Consider the following 19654-nt stretch of genomic DNA (forward strand, 5'->3'; position numbering starts at 1 on the left):
CCTATACGAGACACCCTCCATGTCGTCTCATACGTGAGTAGATCAAGTGCACTGCTACGGGGAGGGGTTGAGTCGCCATCACGGGTCGGACGTTAATGCGAGGCACTGACACCCCCGCGTTTTTGGGATCTTCCTCCTACCGGCGGTTGGCTTCCCCCTCTCTGAAGATCATCTTGTCTCGAGTGGTGGACGGTTCGTCATGACGCCTTCAAGCTGATCGGCTATGGGGAGAAGTTCGTCGACTGATGCGAGTGGCCAGTCCATGAGATGGCGCCGCAACCTTGCAGGTGTGCTGATGGTGGTCGGCAGTGCGCTGGTGGTCGGGGGCGTGGTTTTGGTTAAGACGCGCGCTGTGACCTTGGGTGCTGCTCAAGCCGTAGGCCTCACCGGTTTGCTGTTGGCCGTGGGGGGGTTTGTTCTGGCCCTGCTCTCTATGGCACCGGTGAATACCGAGAGCCCTCATGTCGTTGAGGGGAGAGAGCGGCTGCGCGACGCCGAACGCCTGTTGGGCGATGCGCTCCGCCACCACGCCCAGGAGGCCAGCACACACGAGGGTGATGGTGGAGCTGCCCTGACACTGCCAGCGCTATGGGGTGTTACACACTCCCGCCTGGATCTCTATCACGAGATCGCGCTGGGGCAAGCGAGGCGATCTTTCCGGAACGCGCAGATGGCCAGCGGAGCGGGGTTCGTGCTGCTTGTGGCCTTCGTCTTGGTGGCTCTCAGGGCGAGCACGACGGCTGGGTCTGTTGTAGCTGGGGGCTTGGGCGCGGTGGCTGCGGCCCTAGCTGGCTATGTGAGCCGCACCTTCGTGAAGTCAGCGGAAGTCGCTGCGGGGCATCTACATGCCTACTTTGAGCAACCACTGGAGTTCTCGCGGTACCTGGCCGCTGAGCGCATGGTGCGGGACGGGGGTCTCGATGCTGAGCAGAGGACCGAAGTATTGGCGGATTTGGCGAAGGCGATAATCGCAGGTCCACCTGTGGGCGCCTCGACAGATGGCGCTGCGGGAGCGCAGGCCGGATCAGCGTCCTCGTCATGACCACGTGCACCGGCTGTGACTGTCGATCTCATCCAACCGCGTGCAGTGAGGTAAGGGCTGAGCCAGCCTCCTCATAGGTCTCAGTTGGGGTCTCAGTAAAGTGCGAATCCGGAGCTGTTCACCACCATCCGCGTCAGTCCGAGACTGCGCCTGACCTGTGGCTTGAGTCTGTCGGCGGACGCTAATGGACAGTCCCGGACCAAGATCGGACAACTTGTAATGCGTAGGTCGTCGGTTCGAATCCGACAGGGGGCTCTGCTGAAACCCCAGGTCAGAGCGCTCTGACCTGGGGTTTTGTCGTCAGCGGATGCGGCGGCGCCGGGCGCGGGCACGAAGAACTCGCCCATGCGTCGCATGGCGTCCTTGGACAGGTGGGATCGATTGCCCTGGACGAATGGCTGAAGTGGAAGGCGTGGAACAAGCCGTGACAGCACGACATGACATCACGCTCCCCGACATGCGCGCGGAGATCATCGCATCCGTACGTGCTCTGGCGGATCCGGCGTACCAGCAGCGTGTATGGGTCGACCACCGGTACCCGTCGGCGGACTATTACGACGATCTCACGCTTACCGTCAACATCCTTTACGACGACACCACGGTGCTCGCCGACCCGCGGGCCGCGCTCGGCAGGACCCTGGCCGGCGAGGCGGAGGTCGAGGCCATGAGCAGACTGGCCGGCGAACTGACCCGTGCTCTGGACGAGGTCGGCCGTGACCAGCCGGACGAACGGTTTCTGGCCTCCCCTGCCTGGCCCTCCGTGGTGGACGCTGCGTCAGCCGCTCTGGAGGTGTCGACGGCCGGGTAGGTGAGCACAGCCACGCCCCCTCCAGGTCAGGTGTGCTCTGACCTGGGGGTTCGTCGTCGACGGTGGCGGCGGTCAGCGCACGTGACCGCGCAGCCGTCGGGCGATCTCCAGCTGTCCGTCGTCGACGGGGCGGGCGTCCTCGATGTCCCACAGGGTGTTCTGGAGGAGGCGGGCGAGGGTCCAGGCGTGGGCTCGGGGGCGGTCCAGGGCGAGGGTGTCGGTCATGGCGTCGAAGCGCCAGAGGATGTCGTCGGGGTCGTAGCGGTTGTCGAGGGCCGGCCAGAGTTCGAAGCCGGGGTCGCCGGCGAGGGGCTTGGGGTCGATCGCCAGCCAGGGGGCGCGGGTGCTGGCCAGGACGTTCTCGTCGTGGAGGTCCCAGTGGAGGAGGCGGTCGCCCGGGTCGTCCACGACCTCGCGTACGGCGGCCGCGCAGTCGGCGACGATGCGGCGGGCCTCGGGGTCGGGGATGCGGTCGAGGGCCCACGGGGTCCGGTCGAGCATGCCCTGCGCGATGTCGCCGAGGCGGCGCATGCCGGGTGGGGCCGGGAAGGACGTGAGGTGGGCCAGGAGCTCGGCGATGGTGAGCACGGCCTGGTGGGGGTCCGGCAGGTGGGACAGCATGCGGGTCTCGTCGAGGCGCTCCAGCAGCATGGTGCCGGTGGGCTCGTCGAGGTCGAGGAGGCGGACGGCTCCGTCGCCGTTCCAGACGCGCAGCGCGACCGGTTCGCCCTCGCTCTCCTCGTCGAGGATCTGGAGCTTGAGGACCGCCGGGGTGCCGTCGGTGGTCCTGACGACCGGCACGACCAGGGCGGAGACGCCGTGCATCGGGGGGCCGTCGGGCCTCAGGCCCCAGTGGTCGAGGAAGTGGGCCGTCCGCTCGGGCAGCCCGGTGATGAAGGCGCGGCCCGCCTCGCCGTTGAACCTCTCCTGTGATGCCGCCAGTTCCCGGGGGATGTCGATCACTCCCGGCACGGTAATGGGGCGGGCGGGGTGGGGCATGCGAATTTCCGCCTGGGCGCCTCCGCCCCTCAGGCCACCGGTTCCGGTACCGGTGTGTCCGTCGGGGTGCCGTGTTTCGGGGCCTTCTTCGTCACCATCAGGCCCGCGACGAGCCCGGCCAGCAGCATGATGCCGGCGGCCCACCAGATGGCGACGGTGTAGCCGTGGACGACGCCCTCCCGCATCACCCGGGTGCGGTCGGACGGGTCGGTGAGGTGCGCGGCCACGTACGTGGCGGTGCTGGTCGTCGCGATGGTGTTGAGCAGGGCCGTGCCGATGGAGCCGCCGACCTGCTGCGAGGTGTTGACCGTCGCGGACGTCACGCCCGAGTCCTGCGGGGCGACGCCCGCGGTGGCGGTGGCGAAGACCGGCATGAACGTCAGGCCCATGCCGAGGCCGAGCAGCAGCAGGGCGGGCAGGATCTCGGAGGCGTAGGAGGAGTGCGTCGTGATCTGGGTGAGGAGCACCATGCCGGTCGCGGCCAGGACCATGCCGGGGACCATCAGCATGCGCGGCGGCACGCGCTGCAGGAGCCGGGCGGAGATCTGGGTCGAGCCGACGATGATCGCGGCCGTGAGGGGCAGGAAGGCCAGGCCCGTCTTGACGGGGGAGTAGGCGAGAACGGCCTGGAGGTAGTACGTCATGAACAGGAACAGGCCGAACATGCCGATCACGGCCAGTGCCATGGTCAGGAAGCAGCCGGCGCGGTTGCGGTCGCGGATGATGTGCAGCGGCAGCAGCGGGCTGGGCGCCCGGGACTGCCACCAGACGAACACCGCGAGCAGGACGATGCCGGCGGCGAACAGCGACAGCACCATCGGGTCGCTCCAGCCCCGGGACTCGGCCTCGCTGAAGCCGTAGACGATCGCGACGAGGCCGCCGCAGCCGAGCAGGACGCCGGGGACGTCGAGGCGGGCGCCGGTGTGGCCGGGGCGGTCGTGCAGCAGGGCGAGGGCGCCGAGCACGGCGATGATCGCGATGGGCACGTTGACGTAGAGGCACCAGCGCCAGTCCAGGTACTCGGTGAGCAGGCCGCCGACCATGAAGCCGATCGCGGCGCCGCTGCCGGCCAGGGCGCCGTAGATGCCGAAGGCCTTGCCGCGTTCCTTGGGGTCGGTGAACGTCGTGGTCAGCAGGGACAGCGCGGAGGGGGCCAGGACGGCGGCGAAGGCGCCCTGGAGCGCGCGGGCGCCGAAGAGCATGCCCGCGCTGGTGGCGGCGCCGCCGAGCGCGGAGGCGGCGGCGAAGCCGATCAGCCCGATCACGAAGGTGCGTTTGCGGCCCACCAGGTCGGCGATCCGGCCGCCCAGCAGGAGCAGCCCGCCGAAGGCGAGGGTGTAGGCGGTGATCACCCACTGCCGGTTGCCGTCGGACATGCCGAGGTCGCGCTGGGCGGAGGGGAGGGCGATGTTCACGATGGTCGCGTCGAGGACGACCATGAGCTGGGCCAGGGCGATGACGACCAGGCCCCACCAGCGGCGCGGGTCGGTGTCCACGGGAGGGCCCTGATCGCCTGTCCGGGTGACACTCATCTGGTCAGAAGACCATGGATCCGGGCGGCCTGCATCCGCGGATCCTGCGCCGCTGGTGGGGTGTCGGGTCATGGCTCCAGCACCACCTTTCCGACCGTGCCGCGGTTCTCCAGGGCGCGGTGCGCGGCCGCGGCCTCGGCGAGCGGGAAGCGCTGCACGGCCGGGGTGAGGCGGCCGGCGGCGGCCTCGGCGAGGGCGCGCAGTTCGAGGGTGCGGACGGGGTCGGGCCCGCCGGCCTTCCCCAGCATCACCGGGCCGAGGACCTGCTCGGAGACGCCGTCGACGAGGTAGGGCTCGCCGTCCTTGATGCCCTCGCCGGACCAGCCGAAGACGATGTGCCTGCCGCCGGGGCCGAGGAGGCCGACGGCCTCGCGGGCGACGTCGCCGCCGACGCCGTCGAAGACGACGGTCGCCCTCCGGCCGCCGAGATGCGCACGGACCTTCGCGGGCCAGGCGGGGTCCTTGTAGTCGACGGCGAGATCGGCGCCGCCCGCCTGCACGCGCGCGGTCTTCTCCGGCCCGCCCGCGAGGCCCACGACGGTCGCGCCGGCGTTCTTGGCGTACTGCACGAGGAGGGTGCCGATGCCTCCGGCCGCGGCCGGGACGATCACCACCGAGTCGGGGCCGAGGTCGGCGAACTGGAGGATGCCCATCGCCGTACGGCCGGTGCCGATCATGGCGACGGCCTCGGCGAAGTCCAGGTTCCCGGGGATCTCGTGCAGGCGCTCGGCCTCGGTGACGGCCAGTTCGGCGTAGCCGCCGGGGACGAAGCCGAGGTGGGCGACGACCCGCTTGCCGAGCCAGTCGCCGGTGACGCCTTCGCCCAGGGACTCGACGACCCCGGCGAGCTCGCGGCCGGGGATGGTCGGCAGCGGTGTCGGCTCGGCCGCCGGGCCGCCGGGCATGCCCTCGCGCAGGGCGGCGTCCAGGAGGTGGACGCCCGCCGCCCGTACGGCGATGCGGACCTGGCCGGGGCCCGGCCGGGGGTCCTCGACCCGCTCGTGGGTGAGGTTCTCGGGCGGGCCGAAGACGTGCAGCCGGATGGCGTGCATGATGACTCCTCTGGTGAACGTTCGCTCTCTGGTGGGGCGTTCGCTGAGACCAGCCTCCAACCTCAAGCTTGCTTGAGGTCAAGCTCGCGCCGTCCGAGGGCCAGCGAGACCGCCGTCAGGGCGCTGTTGAAGGACACCTCCGACAGCACGCCGGGAGCCGCGACCTGGTCGCCGGCCAGGTAGACCCCGTCACCCCGGTCCACGGCCGGCCGGTCGCGCCAGCTGGTGCCGGGCGGGTCGACCGCGCCCGTACGGCCGGTCGCCACCGACTCGCGCCGCCAGGTGACGCGCTCGCGCCAGCCCGGGAAGCCCAGGTCGAGCAGCTGCTCGGCGCGTGCGGTGCCGTCGGCCTTGGACTCGTGCGGGGCGAGGGGGATCTGACCCTGGATCAGCTGTTCGCCGGCCGGGGCGAGGGTGCGGTCCTGGGCGGTGAACCGCTCCAGCCAGCCGGGGGCGTCCAGGTCGGAGATCGCGAAGGCGTCCCCGCGCCGGGTGCGCACGGCGAGGTCGACGAGGGCGGTACGGCCGCTCGGCCAGGTCAGGGAGTCGTCGCCGAGCAGGCGGCGGGCGGCGTCGAGGGAGGTGGCGACGACGACGGGCGTGTCCGTGGGGAGCGTGTCGACACGGGACAGCGTCTCCATGCGGACGCCCAGGTTCCAGGCGCGGGCGGCCATCCTGTCGATGAGGCTCGCCCAGCCGCCGCGCGGGTAGTGCGCCTCGGGCGGCAGCTTGGTGGCGCGGCGCAGCCGCTCCTGGACGAACGCGGCCGACAGCGACCCGGGGTCGTGGTGGAAGAGGGCGACCGCCGAGTAGTGGGCGGCGGCCCGGGCTCCCTCCTCGCCCGCGATGTCCGTCGCCCAGGTCAGGAAGTCGGCGTCCACGGGTGCCTGACGGGCCGTCCGGCGCAGCAGCTTCAGCATCGGGAAGGGCGGGGTGCGGCGCAGCACGCCCTGGTGCCGCAGCCGGAGCCGGGCGGCCTCCAGGGGCGGGAGCGGGGCGAGCGGTCCGATGAGGTCGCGCTGCTTGAGCCAGGCCCAGTGCGGGCCGCCGTTGTAGAGGGCGTGCGGGCCCTCGTTGGTCCGGTACGGGCCGTCGGCGGTGCGCGCCCGGCCGCCGAGGCTGTGATGGGCCTCGTGGACGGTGACCTTGGCGCCCGCCTCGGCGGCGGTGATGGCCGCGGTCAGTCCGGCGAGGCCGCCGCCGATGACGGTGATGCGGTGCATGGCTGGGGATCTCCCTCGGGTCGGGTTCGCCTTCTGTGAGTACGACCGAACCTGGGCCCCGGAATGTGACATCACCGGTGTCCGTGCAGGTCAGGGCCGGTTGTCAGAGGTGGGGTGCAGCATGGGGGCATGGCGAGGAGAGCGGCGGGCGGTACGGGTGTGAAGGGCGCGCGGCGACCGGAGGTACGGCTGCCGGTGCTGGAGCCGTACGAGGGCGGCGGGCTGGAGCCGGACGGGGACTACGACGGGCTGGACTTCCGGGAGGCCGACCTCGCCGGGCAGGACGGGTCGGGCGCCCGGTTCATGGACTGTGCCCTGACGGGCTGCGCCCTGGACGAGACCCGGCTGCGGCACGCCCGGATCCTGGACTCGACCCTCACCGGCGTCCGCGGCGTCGGGACCGACCTCGCCGAGGCGACCCTGCGCGACGTGGAGCTGACAGATACCCGGCTCGGCGGACCGCAGTTGCACGGGGCGGTGCTGGAGCGGGTGCTGATCCGCGGCGGCAAGATCGACTATCTGAACCTGCGCACGGCCCGCCTCAGGGACGTCGTCTTCGAGGGCTGTGTCCTGGTCGAGCCGGACTTCGGCGGGGCCCGCCTGGAGCGCGTGGAGTTCGCCGACTGCACCCTGAAGGGCGCCGACCTGCACGCGGCGACCCTCACGGACGTCGACCTGCGCGGCGCCGCGTCCCTGGAGATCACCCGCGGACTGGACCGGCTGTCTGGGGCGGTGATCAGCACGGCACAACTGCTGGATCTGGCACCGGTGCTGGCGGCGCAGTGGGGGATCAGGGTGGAGGGCTGACGCGCCGCCCGTCACTGCGGAGGGGCTCAGCTTTCGTACCAGCCCAGCGAGCCGGCCCCCTCCGCCGGGTCATAGGACTGGTGCAGCGCTATGAGGGCGTTGACCAGGCGCGGGTCCAGCTCGTGCCGCAGCATCCGGTAGTCCTCGGCCACCGCGCGGAAGACCAGGTGGGCGCCGCGGGAGGAGTCCCGCCAGATGATGCGTCGGGGCGGGCGGAAACCGTCGTCGGCCTCCGCCATCAGGACCCACAGCAGGAACAGCAGACGGACGGGCAACCCCAGGGGCCACCACAGCGCCCACCACACGAGACGGCCCGCGTAGCCGTGGAGGACGGGCCCGGCAACCGGCTCCACGGTCCAGCGCTTGCGTCCCCAGCGGAAGGCGCGCCGCCGCCGGAAGGTGATCCGTCCGAACGGCGCACCGTGGGGATCCAGGACGTGGTACACCGCCGGGCGCCCGCTCAGCCGTGTGCCCAGGGGCTGTTCGGTGATCACGCGGGCGACCGGTGTGCCGTCCTCGGCGCGCAGCTGGAAGGCCCGGAGCGAGCGGAGCCGGTCCGGAGCAGGACTGTCGAGGTCGCGGCTCAGCCGGGCGGACGTGCGCTGCCCCGTTTCGTCTTCGCCGACCACGGCCGGTGGGTGCACCTGGTGGTTCAGGTGGTACGTCACGCGCCTAGTGGTCATGCTCCCGCTCTCCCCGTGTCAGGTACCGATCACCGGTGATGGTGTCATCGCGTTCGCCGGAAGGCGTCAGGAGACCCGGGGAAGGCGGGCCTGGAGGGTCCAGATCGCCGGGTTCTCCGCGAGGTCTTCGTGGAGGTCGGTGAGGTCGGCGATCAGGTCGTGCAGGAAGTCCCGGGACTCGCGGCGCAGTTCGGTGTGGGAGACGGTGAGCGCGGGCTCCTCCGCGGGCATCCAGTCCGCCTCGATGTCCACCCAGCCGAAGCGGCGCTCGAAGAGCATCCGGTCCGTCGACTCGGTGAAGTCCAGCTCCGCCCGCTGCGGGCGGGACGCCCGCGAGCCCGCCGGGTCCCGGTCGATGCGCTCCACGATGTCGCACAGCGCCCACGCGAAGTCGAGCACCGGCACCCATCCCCAGGCTGTGGACACCTCGTGGTCCGTCTTGGTGTCCGCGAGATAGACGTCCCCGCAGAACAGGTCGTGCCGCAGCGCCCGGACGTCCGCGCGGCGGTAGTCCGTCTGCGGCGGGTCGGGGAAGCGGTTGGAGAGGGCGTAGCCGATGTCGAGCACGGAGGTGATGGTGTCACGCGATCGTAGGATCACGAGCGTGGCCCGATCTGTACGTCTTGTCCCCGCGCTGCCCGCGGCCTCCCTGCTCGCCTGCGCGCTCGTCCTCGGCGCGTGCGGCGGCGGAGTGCACGGCACCCCGGGCGGCTCCGGCGTCCGCGACCCGTACTTCCCGAAGGCCGGCAACGGCGGCTACGACGTCACCCACTACGGCCTGCGCCTCGCCTATGATCCCGGCGCCCACCACCTCACCGGCACGGCCGTCCTCACCGCCCGCGCGGACAAGGACCTCTCCGCGTTCAACCTCGACCTGCTCGGCATGGAGGTCGAGAAGGTCACCGTCGGCGGCGAGATCGCGCGCTGGAACCGCGCCGGGCAGGAGCTCACGGTCCGGCCGCACGGTGACATCGACCGGGACGAGACGTTCCGGGTAACCGTCCGCTACTCCGGAACGCCCGAGACCGTCACCGACCCGGACGGCTCCCAGGAGGGCTGGCTGCGCACCACGGACGGGGTTCTGGCGCTCGGCGAGCCGACGGGGTCGATGGCGTGGTTCCCCGGCAATCACCACCCCTCCGACAAGGCGGCCTACGACCTCGCGGTGACCGTGCCCCAGGGGCTGCAGGCCGTCTCCAACGGGGAGTTGCGCAGCGAGCGGACCGCGCGGGGCCGTACGACGTTCGTGTGGCACAGCGGCGAGCCGATGGCGAGCTACCTCGCCACCCTCGCGATCGGCCGCTTCGACATCAGCCGCTCCCGGGCCGGGGACCTGCCCCTGTACACGGCCGTCGACCCGGCCGAGGCGGCGGCGAGCCGGCCCGTGCTCGGGCGGATCCCGGAGGTGCTGCGGTGGTCGGAGCGGAGGTTCGGGCCGTACCCCTTCTCCTCCACCGGCGCGATCGTCGACAGCGCGGCCTCCGTCGGCTACGCCCTGGAGACCCAGACCCGCCCGGTCTTCCCCGGCGCCCCAGACATCCCGCTGCTCGTCCATGAGCTCGCCCACCAGTGGTACGGCGACTCCGTCACGCCCGAGAGCTGGCGGGACATGTGGCTGAACGAGGGGTTCGCGACCTACGCGGAGTGGCTGTGGGAGGAGGACCACGGCGGGGACAGCGCGCAGGAGACGTTCGACGCGGTGTACTCCGGCGCCCACTTCGACACGGAGGAGGCCGCGGAGGAGATCTGGGACTTCCCGCCGGCGGACCCGCCGAGCGCCGGGCAGATCTCCGACCCGCCCGTGTACTTCCGGGGGGCCATGGTGCTGCAGAAGGTGCGGCAGGCCGTCGGGGACGACCGGTTCTTCTCGATCCTGCGGGGGTGGGCGGCCAGGTACCGGCACGGCAACGCCGACACCGCCGACTTCACGGCCTACGTGGAGAAGCAGGCGCCCGGGAAGGATCTGGAGGGGGTCTGGGAGGAGTGGCTGTACGGGGAGGGGAAGCCGGAGCAGCCGTGAGGCCTCAGGGCCCGGTCAGTTCCTTGCGCAGGACCGCGCAGGGGCGTCCCAGCCGCTTGTCCTCGCGGTGGTCGACGACCCCGTAGCCGAGGGCGGTCCAGAAGGCCAGGGCCTTCGCGTTGTCGGCCAGGACGGCCAGGCGGACGGCGGTGCGGCCGGCCGCACGGAAGCGGTCCTCCACGAGTGCGGCCAGGCGGCGGCCGTGGCCCTGGCCGTGCAGGCTCGCGTCCACCATCAGCAGGCCGATCCAGGGGTCCGGGTCGGCGGGGTCGGGGTGGTGGGCGAGGGTGACGGCGATGCCGGTCAGACGGCCGAGGCTGCGGGCGAGCAGGATCTCGGTACCGGGCAGCTCCCATTCCTGCGCCAGGGCGGCCGCGACCTGCTCGGGGCGGATGCCCTCCGGGTCGGGGAAGTCGCCGGTGAGGCGGTGGAACGCGGAGTTGGACGCGTAGAGGGCGGTCAGTTCCGCGAGGAGAGGATCGGCCAGGGGGCCTGCGGGCAGGGGGTCGAGGCTCATGGGGAGACGTGTCCCTGGTGGAGGGGGGCTTCGATGCGCCGCAGGGGCTCGGGTGCTTTGTCCGGTGCGGGTGGGGTGTGGCTTGTCGCGCAGTTCCCCGCGCCCCTTAGGGCGAAGCCCCCGGGCGGCGCAGCTCCCGGCGCCTCCTGAGGGCGAAGCCTGCGGGCGGCCAAGTTCCGGCGCCTCCTGAGGGCGAAGCCCCCGGGCCGGTCGTCCGGCCCGGGGGGCTTCCCGCGACACGCTCAGGCGTCCGTCAGACGTTCACGCCGAAGTCCTGGGCGATGCCGACCAGGCCCGAGGCGTAGCCCTGGCCGACCGCGCGGAACTTCCACTCGGCGCCGTTGCGGTAGAGCTCGCCGAAGACCATGGCCGTCTCCGTCGCCGCGTCCTCCGACAGGTCGTAGCGGGCGATCTCCGCGCCGCCGGCCTGGTTGACGATGCGGATGTAGGCGTTGCGGACCTGGCCGAAGTTCTGCGAGCGGTTCTCCGCGTCGTAGATCGAGACCGGGAAGACGATCTTGTCGATGTCGGCCGGGAGGGCGGCGAGGTTGACGTTGATCGCCTCGTCGTCGCCGGCGCCCTCGCCCGTGCGGTTGTCGCCGGTGTGGACGATCGTGTTGTCCGGCGTCTGCTTGTTGTTGAAGAAGACGAAGTGGGCGTCCGAGTAGACCTTGCCCTGCGTGTTGACCGCGATCGCGGAGGCGTCGAGGTCGAAGTCCGTGCCGGTGGTGGTGCGGACGTCCCAGCCGAGGCCCACGGTGACGGCGGTCAGGCCCGGAGCCTCCTTGGTGAGCGAGACGTTGCCACCCTTGGACAGGCTTACAGCCATTGTTGGGAGTCCCTTCCCTCGTTTACATGCGGCAGTACGGCAAAGAAGCTACAGCTACCCCCCTGAACGTCGAGAGGGGTACGCGAGGTTCCAGCTCCTTTACTTTCTTTACTCGCGATTATTCGGGTGACGTGGACGGGACAGAAGCGGGAACATGGACGGCATGTCCGGTTCCCACGTCATCCGCGGCTCCGTCTCGCTGCCCGAGGCCGAGCTCATGTGGCGTTTCTCGCGGTCGTCGGGGCCGGGCGGGCAGCACGTCAACACCAGCGACTCGAAGGTCGAGCTGAGCTTCGACCTGGCGAAGACCGAGGCACTGCCCGCGGTGTGGAAGCAGCGGGCCCTGGAGCGGCTGGCCGGGCGTCTGGTCGACGGGGTCGTCACCGTGCGTTCCTCCGAGCACCGCTCCCAGTGGCGCAACCGCGAGGCCGCCGCCGTCCGCCTCACCGCCCTGCTGGCCGAGGCCACCGCGCCCCCGCCCAAGCCCCGCAAGCCCACCCGGATCCCCCGGGGCATCAACGAGCGCCGCCTGCGGCAGAAGAAGCAGCGCTCGGAGACGAAGCAGGGGCGCTCCGCGCGGAACTGGGGTTAGTCCAGCTCCAGCACGCCTACCGTCTGGCCTCCGCTGTTCTCCCCGTCCGGGCGGAAGCCGAGGCCCAGGTAGAAGTCCTCCGGGCCGTCCGGCCCCGGGTGCCACGTGACGTAGAACTTCTCGGTGCCGCGCCGGCGCAGCTCCTCGGCCACCGACTCGACGGCGAAACGGCCGTACCCCCTGCCCTGCTCACCGGCCGCGATGTTCAGCCGCCACAGCCCCGAGCGGATCTCGCTGCCGTCTCCGTACCAGTCGATGCCGAGGCAGGCCATCAGGAAGCCGACCGGGCGGTCGCCGTCGAGGATCAGGCGGGGCCAGGCGATCCCGGGATGGACGTAGGCCTCGGCAAGCGACTTCACGACCGGGGCGACCGCGTGTTCCTGGTCGGGGCGGACGTGGATGCCGAGGGCGGCGTCGAGATTCACGGGGGTGATCTCTTCGAGGCGCGGGCCGGTCGTGGTCATGCGCGCACCCTAGGCAGGCGGCCCGTGGACGGGCCAAAGATTTCCTCAGCCCAACTGCCGGTACCGGCCCCGGAAGTACGTCAGCGGGCCGCCCTCCGCGCTCGGCACGGCGGCGGTCAGGACCCGGCCGATGACCAGCGTGTGGTCACCGGCGGCCACCCGCTGCTCGGTGCGGCACTCCAGGACGGCCAGGGCGCCGCCGACCAGCGGGGAGCCGGTGTACTCGCCGCGCGTGTACGGGATGTCCGCGAACAGCAGCCGGTCGCTGACGCGGCCCTTCATCGCGAAACGGCCCGCGATGTGCCGCTGGCTCTCGGAGAGGACCGAGACCCCCCACAGGTCCTGCTCCTCCAGCAGCTCGTCCATGCGGGAGCCCTCGCGCAGGCTCACCAGCACCAGGGGCGGGTCCAGGGACACCGACATGAAGGCCGTGGCCGTCATGCCCACGTCCTCGCCGCCCGGCGCCGTGGCGTCGTCCGGGTCGAGCGGCGGCTCCTGCGCGGTCACCAGGACCACGCCCGAGGCCAGCCGGGACATGGCGGCGCGGAACTCGTCGTTGCTCACCCCCTCAGCATGCCCGGAGGCGGGCGACGGAATGATCGGGGACGTGGCAGCGGGAGTGTTCGGCACACCGGAGACGCTAATCTGCGTTCCGCACGTCCCGCATCGGACTCCCGCCCGATCACGGTCCTAGGACTCGCGACGGACATCGCGACGGACATCGCGACGGACATCGCGACGGACACCGCGACGGACACCGCGACGGACACCGCGACGGACACCGTGCGGACCTCGCGAAGGACATCGGCGGTCTCCCGGCGGTCACCAGTGGAAATACATGTGCGCACCCCGACAAACTTTGCGTTCGGTAGAGCACGTGAAGAACGCAGAAACTCCACTCAATTGTTCAGGTTTGCCTGTGACTTGAGTCACAAGGGGCAGGAATTGTTGACCCTGTGTACCGAGTGAGCAGCGCGCTGTGATTCAGTGGCTGGGAAGCTGCCAGGACGATACGCCGACGAGACCCTTGAATCGCTGCGAGTACTCGGGGGGAGGGCGAGCATGGAGACCGAGTCGGAGCCCTACGTCCGTCTTGCGTCCCTGCGACAACTGCACCAGGTCATGGCCGACATGAACACGGCCCGCAGCCTGGCGGACACACTGCAGACCGTCGCGGAGGGCGTCGTCGCGGCCCTCGGGTACGAGCTGGCGTGCGTGAACCTCGTACGGCCGGACGGCGACCTCGTCGTCGCCGCCTTCGCCGGGAACCCCGCCGCCGAGGCCCTCATCACCGGCCGGGTCGGCTCGCGCGACTCCTGGGAACGCAGGCTGGGCATGGGCGAGCACTGGGGCGACCTGGTGTTCATACCGCACACCGAGGGCTGGGTCCTCGACGACGACGACGTCCCGCAGTGGTACACCGACGGCCCCGCCCCCCGCTTCGAGGACGAGTGGCACCCGGCCGACCGGCTCTTCGCCCCCATGTACGCGCCGGGCCCGCAGGGCAGCGCGGCGTGCGGCGAACTGATCGGCGTGCTCTCCGTGGACCGGCCGCGCAACGGCCGCCGACCCGGGGCATGGGGCCGCGAGGCCCTCCAGATGTACGCCTTCCAGGCCGCCATCGCGATCAGCAACGCCCGGCTGCGCGCCAACATGCAGCGGGCCCTCGTCCGGCTGGAGCGCGAGCAGCAGGCGCTGCGGGCCAGCGAGGAGAGCTTCCGGCAGGCCTTCGAGTACGCGCCGTCCGGCATGGCCATCGCCGAGATGGGCGGCGACCAGCACGGCCGGATCCTGCGCACGAACGACGCGCTGTGCCGGCTGCTGGGCCGCCCCGCGTCCGCGATGCGCCGCTACTCCTTCTCCGACCTGGTCCACCCCGAGGACATAGGCACGCTGCTGCGCACCTCGGCGGAGGGCGGGCGCGCGGAGCTCCGCCTCGGCCGCCGTGACGGCACGTACGTGTGGGTGTCGCTGCGCAACAGCGTCGTCGCGGACGCCGCCGACGGGCCGCGCTTCCTGCTCACCCACGTCGAGGACATCGAGGAGCGCAAGCGCCGCGAGCTCCAGCTCGCCCACCGCGCCTCGCACGACTCGCTCACCGGCCTGCCGAACTCCGCGGAGCTGCGCTCCCGGCTGTCCGCCCGGCTCTGTCAACGCGCGTCATCCCCGCATTCCGCGGTGGAATCCGTCGACGCGGCCTACGGCCATCCCGCCTTCGACGTGGTCGGGCCCGGCTTCGACTTCCGGCAGGGCGCCGATCCGTTCGACGCCTACGACCACCATGTGCACACCGTCGCCCCGGACGGGGACCACGACGACGGCACCAAGGGCCTCGCCGTGCTCTTCTGCGACCTCGACGGCTTCAAGTCGATCAACGACCGGTTCGGGCACAACGCGGGTGACGCGGTTCTCATCGAGGTCGCCCGGCGGCTGAGCGGCGGGGTCCGCGACGGGGACACGGTCGCCCGGCTCGGGGGTGACGAATTCGTCATCCTGGCCGACGGGCTCGGCCGGGCCGACGCGCAGGACCTCGCGGTCCGGCTCCGCAACGAGATCATCCAGCCCATCCGTGCCGAGGGGCGGGCCGTCCGCGTGGGCGCCAGCTTCGGCATCGGATGGGCACACTGTGGAATGACGGCGGACGAAGTGTTGAAATCCGCTGACGAGCGGATGTACGTCGAGAAACGATCTCGTCCCAAACAACACAGACGCGCCGGGTGAAGCCCAGGTCAGTGAGTTGATGCGGTCTGAGTCACCCGTTTGGGTCTCTGGGAGCGGGTAGGCTCGCTTACTCACCCAAGTACCGCATGCACCGCACCTGACTGAGGAGACCAAGGGATGACGCCCGGCAACAACGGCGCGAGCACGCCCGAGGACGACGACCCGTTCGGCTATCTCTACGCCGACGGGCAGGCCAACGGAGCCCAGCCGCCGTCCGGTGGTGGCTACGGTTACCCGAACTCGGTCAACCGGGTGCGAGCGGTCGGCACGCGCCAGTACGGCCAGCAGTCGCAGAACGCGCAGACGGCGCCGTACGGCCAGGTCCCGCAGCAGGCCACCTACAGCCAGCCGAACGCGCACTACGCCGCGCCGGAGACGCTGCCCGGCGGTGCGCAGACCGCGCAGCAGCAGATGCCGTCCGGCGGTGTCGGTGGCGGCCGGGGTGGCCGTGGCCCGAACCACAAGGGCCTGCTGATCGGCGCGATCGCGGTGGTGGCCGCGGTCGTCATCGGCATCGGCGTGGCCATGGTGGGTGGCGACAAGGACAACAAGGACGACGCGTCCGACGAGGTGGGCACGAGCCCGACCCAGTCCCAGGAGTCGAAGCCGAGCCCTTCGGCGAGCAAGGCCGGGGAGAGCGAGACGGAGCTCCCCACGATCGACGCCAAGGCGCTGCGTCTCGGCGGCGGCGCGACCCTCGCCCAGGACGTCGAGGGCGCCCAGTCCGACGGTGGCATCTACGTCGGGAACCTCAACCAGGTCGGCTCGTCGGTCACCTGGACCGTCAACGGTGTCCCGAAGGACGGCGCGTACACCGTCTTCGCCCGCTACAGCACGGCGGACGAGGACCAGGAGATGACGCTCACGGTCAACGGCAAGCCGTTCGGCACCAAGCTGAACATGGGCAACTTCGCCCGCGCCAAGGGCGGCGACTTCGCCAAGGGCTGGACGAAGACCTACGCCTATCCGACCCTCAGCAAGGGCACCAACACGATCACCGTGTCCTGCCAGGACGGCGACAAGTGCAACGTCCTCCTGGACCAGCTGTGGCTGAAGGCGGGCCAGGTCAAGGACTGACCCGGCTCACGCCGCGCTGACCTCCCCCGAAACCGTCACCCTCGTCAGCAACTCCTCGTACAACCCCCGGTCGAACTCCCCGGCCACCGGTGCCCTTACCGTCGCCGCCGCGAGAGCTGTCGCGCGGGTGAGGCAGGTCGGCCAGGGGAGGTGTTCCACCCAGCCCGAGAGCAGGCCCGCTGTCGCCGAGTCGCCCGCGCCTGTGGGGTTGCCGCGTATCGGGGTCGGTGGGGTGGCTCGCCAGCGGCCGTCTCGGGTGAGGGCCAGGAGGCCCTCCGGGCCGAGGGACGCGACGACCGCGCCCGCGCCTCGGCGGCGGGCGTCCTGGGTCGCGCGCAGGGGGTCGTGGGAGCCGGTGAGTTCCGCCAGTTCGTCGGCGTTCGGCTTGATGATGTCGGGGCGGGCCGCGACGCCCCGGCGCAGGGGTTCGCCGCTGGTGTCCAGGAGGACCGGGACCGCGAAGGAGCGGGCCGTGCGGACCAGGCCCGCGTACGCGCCCACCGGGACGCCCGGCGGCAGGCTGCCGCACAGGGCCACCGCCGACGCACCGGGGAGCAGGTCCTCGTAGGCCTCCTAGAAGGACGACCATTCGGACGGCGTGATCGTCGGGCCCGGTTCGTTCAGCTGTGTCGTGTCGCCGGTGCGCTCGTCGACCACGGCGACGGTGCGGCGGGTCGCGCCCGACACCGGGACCAGCGCGTCCACCACCCCCGGCACCGCCGCGAGTCCCTCCTGCACGACCCGGCCCGTCGCCCCGCCCGTGAACCCCGTCACCGTCACCTCGTGCCCGAGCGCCGCGAGCACCCGGGCCACGTTGACGCCCTTGCCGCCGGGGCGTTCCGTCACCTCGGAGACGCGGTGGGAGGCGTGCGGCCTGAGGGACCGTACGCGGTAGGTGATGTCGAGAGCGGTGTTCAGCGTGACCGTGAGGATCACCTGGGCCGACCTCCCCCGATGTGCTTGCCGACGTGAACGTGCAGGAAGCACGATCATGCCAAAGAGACGGCGGTCGGCCCAGTCCTGGAGTCGGCCACCGTCTCCCGACTGCGGGACGGATCAGCCCAGTTGGGGAGGGACCACCCATTCGCCCCGGCGCATGACGCCCTTCAGCTCGTACGCGGAGTCCAGGATCAGCAGGTCGGCGTACTTCCCGGGCTCCAGTGAGCCGATCGTGTCGGCCATGCCGAGCAGGCGGGCCGGGTTGGCGGACAGGGCCGTCACCGCGTCCTCGACACGGAGGCCGTCGACCGTGACCGCCCGCTTGAACGCACGGTCCAGGGTGAGGGTCGAGCCGGCGATCGTGCCGTCCTCCACCAGCCGTGCCACGCCGTCGGCGACCTCCACCTCCAGCGGGCCGAGCCAGTAGCGCCCGTCGCCGAAGCCGGCCGCGTCCATCGCGTCCGTGATGAACGCGACCCGGCCGGCGCCCGCGTGATGGAACGCCAGTCGCAGCGCGGCGGGGTGGAGATGCGTGCCGTCGTTGATCAGCTCGACCGTGATCCGCTCGTCCTCCAGCAGCGCGGCGATCGGGCCGGGGGAGCGGTGGCCGAGCGGCGGCATCGCGTTGAAGAGGTGCGTGGCGACCGTGGCGCCCGCGTCGATGGCCTCCACCGTCTGCTCGTAGGTGGCGTCCGTGTGGCCGATCGCCGCGATCACGCCGTGGTCGGCGAGGAGGCGTACGGAGTCCAGGCCGCCGGGCAGTTCGGTGGCCAGCGTGAGCATCTTCGCCCGGCCCCGGGCCGCGTCGATCAGCTTGCGGACCTCCGCGGGGTGGGGGTCGCGCAGGAGGGCCTCGGAGTGGGCGCCCTTGCGGCAGGGGGAGATGAACGGGCCCTCGAAGTGGACGCCGGCGATGTCGTCCTGCTCGGCGAGCTCGCTCAGCAGGCCCGCGCGGTGGGTGAGGGTGTCCATGTCGCCGGTGACGGTGGAGGCGACCAGGGTGGTCGTGCCGTGCAGGCGGTGGGTGTGGATGCCCTTGAGGATGTCGTCGACCGAGCCGGAGGTGAAGGAGGCACCGCCGCCGCCGTGGTTGTGGATGTCGATGAAGCCGGGGATGACGTAGTGGCCGGGGGCGTGGATGACCTGGGCGTTTCTTGGTGTCGACCCGGTGATTCGGGGGCCCTCGATGGTCAGCCGGCCGTTTTCGACGGGTCCTGTGGGGAGGACCACTGTTGCGCCGGTGAGGACCGTGGGGTGTCCGGCCTTTGCGGGGTGCGGGTGCGTTGGGGCTCGTCGCGCAGTTCCCCGCGCCCCTGGGGGCGTTGCCATCAGGTGGTTACCTCCGAACGGGCAGTCGACAGCAGAAGATCCCAGGCCAGCAGGCCCGCCCCCAGGCAACCGGCGTTGTCCCCCAGTGCCGCGGGCACAATCGATGGCTGCTTCTGGAAGGTGATGCGAGCACGGATCGCTTCCCTCAGGGGCGTGAACAAGGTTTCCCCCGCCTCCGCCAGCCCACCGCCGATGATCAGAACACGGGGATCCAGCAACGTCAGGGCCGTGACCAGGCCGTCGGCCAGAGCGTCGACCGCCTGCTGCCAGACCGCCCCCGCCTTCGGGTCGCCGGAGTCCACCGCCTTCGCGCAGTCGGCGGCGTCGGCGTCCGGGTCGCCCGAGGTCGCGGCCCAGGCCTCGCTCACGGCCGCCGCGGAGGCGAAGCGCTCCAGGCAGCCGTGCTGCCCGCACGGGCAGGGGGCCCCGCCGGGGCGTACGACGATGTGGCCGATCTCGCCCGCGAAGCCGTGCGCGCCCGCCTCGACCCGGCCGTCGACGCCGATGGCACCCGCGATGCCGGTGCCCAGCGCCACGAACAGGAACCGGTCCGCGCCCCGGCCCGCGCCGACCCGCCCCTCGGCGAGGCCGCCGGTGCGCACGTCGTGGCCGAGGGCGACCGGGACACCGAGCCGCTCCGCCAGCAGGTCGCGCAGCGGGACGTCGCGCCAGCCGAGGTTGGCCGCGTAGACGGCGACGCCGTGCGCCTCGTCGACGATGCCGGGGACGGCCACGCCGGCGGCGGACGCGGGCGTGCCGAAGCGCTCGGTGCCGTACGCGCGCAGCTCGGCGGCGAAGTCGAGGATGCCCGCGACGACGGCGTCCGGCCCCTGGGCGCGTCCGGTGGCCCGGCGGGCCCGGTGCAGTACCTCGCCCCCCGGCCCGGCCAGTGCGGCCTTCATTCCGGTGCCGCCCACGTCGAGGGCGATGACATGTCTCACGGGGAACAGTGTGACCCGGGGACCCGCAAGAGGTCTAGTCCACTCACGTGGTGTAGACCTTGTTCCGGATATCGAAATG

Annotated in this window: 18 protein-coding genes and 1 pseudogene; 6 read left to right on the top strand and 13 right to left on the bottom strand. The window is 71.4% G+C overall.

Annotation, left to right across the window (positions count from 1 at the left end; all coding sequences use genetic code 11):
• Positions 1-1436: 1436 nt before the first annotated feature.
• Positions 1437-1850: a hypothetical protein gene (locus tag K4G64_RS08965; RefSeq protein ID WP_221755493.1), complete on the top strand. Its 414-nt coding sequence runs from the start codon at positions 1437-1439 to the stop codon at positions 1848-1850.
• A gap of 72 nt (positions 1851-1922) precedes the next feature.
• Here the strand turns inward: K4G64_RS08965 and K4G64_RS08970 are convergent, their stop codons facing one another.
• The 4 genes from K4G64_RS08970 to K4G64_RS08985 all read right to left on the bottom strand — a co-directional run bounded on the left by K4G64_RS08970 (position 1923) and on the right by K4G64_RS08985 (position 6656).
• Positions 1923-2849 (bottom strand): aminoglycoside phosphotransferase family protein, encoded by a 927-nt coding sequence (locus K4G64_RS08970; RefSeq protein WP_260460209.1) that lies wholly within the window; start codon positions 2847-2849, stop codon positions 1923-1925.
• Between the two features lie 29 nt (positions 2850-2878).
• Positions 2879-4381, bottom strand: coding sequence for an MFS transporter (locus K4G64_RS08975; protein WP_221755495.1), 1503 nt, complete (start codon positions 4379-4381; stop codon positions 2879-2881).
• A gap of 68 nt (positions 4382-4449) precedes the next feature.
• Positions 4450-5433, bottom strand: a complete 984-nt coding sequence (locus tag K4G64_RS08980) for a zinc-binding dehydrogenase (protein ID WP_221755496.1) — start codon at positions 5431-5433, stop codon at positions 4450-4452.
• Between the two features lie 62 nt (positions 5434-5495).
• Positions 5496-6656, bottom strand: a complete 1161-nt coding sequence (locus tag K4G64_RS08985; RefSeq protein WP_221755497.1) for an FAD-dependent oxidoreductase — start codon at positions 6654-6656, stop codon at positions 5496-5498.
• Between the two features lie 129 nt (positions 6657-6785).
• On the opposite strand from K4G64_RS08985, the gene K4G64_RS08990 reads away from it, so the two are divergent.
• A complete protein-coding gene (locus K4G64_RS08990) occupies positions 6786-7463 on the top strand; it encodes a pentapeptide repeat-containing protein (protein ID WP_221755498.1) in 678 nt (225 codons plus the stop codon).
• A gap of 26 nt (positions 7464-7489) precedes the next feature.
• On the opposite strand, the gene K4G64_RS08995 is transcribed toward K4G64_RS08990, so the two are convergent.
• A complete protein-coding gene (locus tag K4G64_RS08995) occupies positions 7490-8146 on the bottom strand; it encodes a hypothetical protein (RefSeq protein WP_221755499.1) in 657 nt (218 codons plus the stop codon).
• A 66-nt stretch (positions 8147-8212) separates the two neighbouring features.
• Complete coding sequence (locus tag K4G64_RS09000) at positions 8213-8713, bottom strand: hypothetical protein (protein ID WP_221755500.1); 501 nt, start codon at positions 8711-8713, stop codon at positions 8213-8215.
• Between the two features lie 7 nt (positions 8714-8720).
• On the opposite strand from K4G64_RS09000, the gene K4G64_RS09005 reads away from it, so the two are divergent.
• Positions 8721-10166 (top strand): M1 family metallopeptidase, encoded by a 1446-nt coding sequence (locus K4G64_RS09005; protein WP_260460217.1) that lies wholly within the window; start codon positions 8721-8723, stop codon positions 10164-10166.
• Between the two features lie 4 nt (positions 10167-10170).
• Here K4G64_RS09005 and K4G64_RS09010 read toward each other — a convergent pair whose 3' ends face one another.
• Both K4G64_RS09010 and K4G64_RS09015 read right to left on the bottom strand, forming a co-directional pair.
• Positions 10171-10683 (bottom strand): N-acetyltransferase, encoded by a 513-nt coding sequence (locus K4G64_RS09010; protein ID WP_221755502.1) that lies wholly within the window; start codon positions 10681-10683, stop codon positions 10171-10173.
• A gap of 253 nt (positions 10684-10936) precedes the next feature.
• The gene (locus tag K4G64_RS09015) at positions 10937-11512 is read right to left on the bottom strand and encodes a TerD family protein (protein ID WP_030829245.1); all 576 of its coding nucleotides are present in this window, start codon (positions 11510-11512) and stop codon (positions 10937-10939) included.
• Positions 11513-11666: 154 nt separating this feature from the next.
• Here K4G64_RS09015 and arfB point away from each other — a divergent pair, with 154 nt between their 5' ends.
• Positions 11667-12104, top strand: a complete 438-nt coding sequence (gene arfB / locus K4G64_RS09020) for an alternative ribosome rescue aminoacyl-tRNA hydrolase ArfB (RefSeq protein WP_031105492.1) — start codon at positions 11667-11669, stop codon at positions 12102-12104.
• Here the strand turns inward: arfB and K4G64_RS09025 are convergent.
• The gene (locus K4G64_RS09025; protein WP_221755503.1) at positions 12101-12568 is read right to left on the bottom strand and encodes a GNAT family N-acetyltransferase; all 468 of its coding nucleotides are present in this window, start codon (positions 12566-12568) and stop codon (positions 12101-12103) included. The two genes, arfB and K4G64_RS09025, sit on opposite strands and share 4 nt — an antisense overlap.
• 45 nt (positions 12569-12613) lie before the next feature.
• On the bottom strand, positions 12614-13198 hold the full coding sequence (locus K4G64_RS09030) for a flavin reductase family protein (RefSeq protein WP_221755504.1): 585 nt from the start codon (positions 13196-13198) through the stop codon (positions 12614-12616).
• Positions 13199-13630: 432 nt separating this feature from the next.
• On the opposite strand from K4G64_RS09030, the gene cdgB reads away from it, so the two are divergent.
• Together cdgB and K4G64_RS09040 are read left to right on the top strand one after the other, a co-directional pair.
• Positions 13631-15289, top strand: coding sequence for a diguanylate cyclase CdgB (cdgB, locus tag K4G64_RS09035; RefSeq protein WP_221755505.1), 1659 nt, complete (start codon positions 13631-13633; stop codon positions 15287-15289).
• 117 nt (positions 15290-15406) lie between these two features.
• On the top strand, positions 15407-16366 hold the full coding sequence (locus K4G64_RS09040; RefSeq protein ID WP_221755506.1) for a carbohydrate-binding protein: 960 nt from the start codon (positions 15407-15409) through the stop codon (positions 16364-16366).
• A 6-nt stretch (positions 16367-16372) separates the two neighbouring features.
• Here K4G64_RS09040 and K4G64_RS09045 read toward each other — a convergent pair.
• From K4G64_RS09045 to K4G64_RS09055, 3 genes and pseudogenes are all read right to left on the bottom strand, one after another.
• Positions 16373-17302 (bottom strand): annotated as a pseudogene (locus K4G64_RS09045) (1-phosphofructokinase family hexose kinase).
• A gap of 120 nt (positions 17303-17422) precedes the next feature.
• On the bottom strand, positions 17423-18634 hold the full coding sequence (gene nagA, locus K4G64_RS09050) for an N-acetylglucosamine-6-phosphate deacetylase (RefSeq protein ID WP_221755507.1): 1212 nt from the start codon (positions 18632-18634) through the stop codon (positions 17423-17425).
• Positions 18634-19575 carry an ROK family protein gene (locus K4G64_RS09055; RefSeq protein WP_221755508.1) on the bottom strand — a complete coding sequence of 314 codons (942 nt, stop codon included), beginning with the start codon at positions 19573-19575 and terminating at the stop codon, positions 18634-18636. The genes nagA and K4G64_RS09055 overlap by 1 nt, the downstream gene beginning before the upstream one ends.
• Positions 19576-19654 lie beyond the last annotated feature (79 nt).

Source organism: Streptomyces sp. WAC04114, from assembly GCF_019733245.1.
GTDB lineage: Bacteria > Actinomycetota > Actinomycetes > Streptomycetales > Streptomycetaceae > Streptomyces > Streptomyces massasporeus_A.